The following is a 2,576-nucleotide window of genomic DNA, read 5'->3' as shown; positions in this document are numbered from 1 at the left end:
AGTAAGCGTCCGCTGAACACACCTTCTGAATTCATCCTATAAGCCTTAATTTAGTCCCCACTTAGAAACAAGTGGGGACTTAAATTTATGACTACAAATCATCAGACATCCATCGCATCTCTTGCGAAAAAACGAAGAACATACAGTGCTGAATTTAAACAGCAGATCGTTCAGGCTTGTAAAGCACCGGACGTTTCAATTGCTTCAGTCGCTTTGCAACATGGATTGAATACAAATCTTGTATCCAAATGGATTCGCTTAATTGATGCTAAGCCAGGGAGTGATCGCTCACCACTACCGAATAAACCTGCATTTATTGCCTTATCTTGCTCTGCACCATTAGATCCTACTCCTACTGACATGTTAAAAGTTCAAATTACTTTACCCCACTCAAAAGCAGAAATTGGCTTGAAATGGCAAGTATCAGAAATACCTGCCTTGGCAGAATTACTCAAGGTGCTGGCAACATGATCCGTATCGATGAAATCTGGCTTTCTACCCAACCTCTGGATATGCGAGCAGGGATGGATACTGTCATGGCTCAGGTGGTGAGAGCCTTTGGCTACATTAAACCGCATTGTGCTTACCTGTTCTGTAATAAACGTGGCCATCGCATGAAAGTGCTGGTACATGATGGACTGGGCATCTGGCTGTGTGCCCGGCGTTTGGAACAGGGAAAATTCCACTGGGCTAAAGTTCACCAGGGTGAAAGCGTAGCTCTCAACCCGGAACAGTTACAGGCATTAATCCAGGGTTTGCCTTGGCAGCGCATTGGACGACAGCAGGTGGTCACGATGCTCTAAACCAAGCTCGGCTATTCTGCCATCCTCCAAACGTTCTATTTCATTCTTCTCATGACCTCAGGCATACTGCGGTCATGAATACGCTGCCAGATTTAAGCCAACTGACCCATGAACAACTGCTGGAATTCACCCGGCAGTTGGCGATGCAGCATCAACAACTCGCAGAAGATAAACAACAATTAGATGCTCAAGTTCAACATCTGGAAGTATCAAATCAACAATTAGATGCCAAAGTTCAACATCTTGAAGTCACCAATCAGCAATTAGATTCTAAAGTTCAGCATCTTTCTATTCTCAATCAAAAATACGAGCATGAACTGGCGCTGTTTAAACAGCATAAATTCGGCAGTAAAAACGAACATCTCACCGCAAAACAAATCCATCTGTGGGATGAGGCGGTCGAAGAAGATATCGCAGCCGTTGATCTGGAATTAGAACGATTAAATGCAGATAAAACCCATGCAGCGACACAGAAAGCCACAGTCAACAAACCTAAACGTCGACTGCTGCCAGATCATCTACACACCATCCGTATTGAGCATGAACCTGCATCAACCCAATGCAGTTGTGGCTGCCAGTTACGTCGTATCGGCGAAGATATCAGTGAAAAACTGCATTTCAGACCGGCACAGTTCTATAAGGAACAGCATGTGCGTGGTAAATGGGTCTGTGATCAGTGTGACACTCTGACTCAGCAAGCGATGCCCGCCTATGTGATTGATAAAGGCATTGCTTCACCTGAATTGCTCAGCCATGTGCTGGTATCGAAGTATGCCGATCATTTGCCGCTGTACCGTCAACGTCTGATCTATCAGCGGGCGGGAATCGAACTTTCTAGATCAACTTTATCTGACTGGATAGGTCGCTGCGGTGTGGAACTGGAACCTCTGGCCAATGCCTTAAAAGAGGTGGTACTACAACAGCAGGTGCTGCATGCAGATGAAACACCAGTCACCATCATGCGGATGGGTGAGAATGATAAAAAACCGAAGAAAGGTTATGTCTGGGCCTATGCCACCACACAGTACAATCCAGTTCAGGCGGTGATCTATGACTTTCAGGATAGTCGTTCAGGCCAGCATGCTGCAGAGTTCTTGAAAGGCTGGCAGGGCTATCTAGTCTGTGATGATTACAGTGGTTATAAAGCACGCTTTAAATCAGGCCAGGTCATAGAGGTGGGCTGCATGGCCCATGCACGTCGTAAATTCCATGAACTGCATGTAACTGGGAAAAGTCAGGTCGCTGAACAGGCCTTAGTGCTGATTCAGAAACTGTATGCGATAGAAGCAGAACTCAGGAAAAAGACCGATGGTACAGCGGAAGACCGCCGCGAATACCGACAACAGCATAGTCAACCAGTGATGCAACAACTATATGAATGGCTCAACCAACATCATCTGACAGTGCCATCGAGTTCTCCTACCGCCAAGGCCATCAATTACACTCTGAAGCGTTGGCCAGCCTTAAGCCGCTATCTGGATGATGGCAATCTACCGATTTGCAATAACTGGGTGGAAAACCAGATGCGCCCCTGGGCGTTGGGACGTAAGAACTGGTTATTTGCAGGTTCGCTGCGCAGCGGTCAGCGAGCAGCCAATATTATGACATTAATCCAGTCAGCAAAGCTGAATGGGCTGGATCCCTATGCCTATTTAAGTGATGTGCTGAAAAGGTTGCCGACACATAAAGTGACTCAGATTGAAGAATTACTGCCACATCGCTGGAAATCCAACTCAAATTAAAAAATAGGCATGGGGTTCAGCGGACGCTTAC

3 protein-coding genes are annotated in these 2,576 nt (G+C 46.3%); all 3 read left to right on the top strand.

Annotated features, from left to right (window positions below; genetic code table 11):
* The first annotated feature begins 87 nt into the window (after window positions 1-87).
* The 3 genes from FTU12_RS16245 to FTU12_RS16235 all read left to right on the top strand — a co-directional run bounded on the left by FTU12_RS16245 (window position 88) and on the right by FTU12_RS16235 (window position 2,545).
* Window positions 88-471, top strand: a complete 384-nt coding sequence (locus tag FTU12_RS16245; RefSeq protein WP_004828545.1) for a transposase — start codon at window positions 88-90, stop codon at window positions 469-471.
* Complete coding sequence (tnpB, locus tag FTU12_RS16240; RefSeq protein ID WP_004828548.1) at window positions 468-803, top strand: IS66 family insertion sequence element accessory protein TnpB; 336 nt, start codon at window positions 468-470, stop codon at window positions 801-803. Before FTU12_RS16245 ends, tnpB begins: the two co-directional genes overlap by 4 nt.
* Window positions 804-877: 74 nt before the next feature.
* Window positions 878-2,545: an IS66 family transposase gene (locus FTU12_RS16235; RefSeq protein WP_180009710.1), complete on the top strand. Its 1,668-nt coding sequence runs from the start codon at window positions 878-880 to the stop codon at window positions 2,543-2,545.
* Window positions 2,546-2,576 lie beyond the last annotated feature (31 nt).

The organism is Acinetobacter sp. YH12063, from assembly GCF_013419715.1.
Lineage (GTDB): Bacteria > Pseudomonadota > Gammaproteobacteria > Pseudomonadales > Moraxellaceae > Acinetobacter > Acinetobacter amyesii.
This window is presented reverse-complemented; position numbering and strand designations above follow the sequence as displayed.

Coding starts and splice junctions, on each gene's coding strand:
- tnpB (WP_004828548.1), top strand. CDS start 468: ATGATCCGTATCGATGAAATCTGGCTTTCTACCCAACCTCTGGATATG.
- FTU12_RS16245 (WP_004828545.1), top strand. CDS start 88: ATGACTACAAATCATCAGACATCCATCGCATCTCTTGCGAAAAAACGA.
- FTU12_RS16235 (WP_180009710.1), top strand. CDS start 878: ATGAATACGCTGCCAGATTTAAGCCAACTGACCCATGAACAACTGCTG.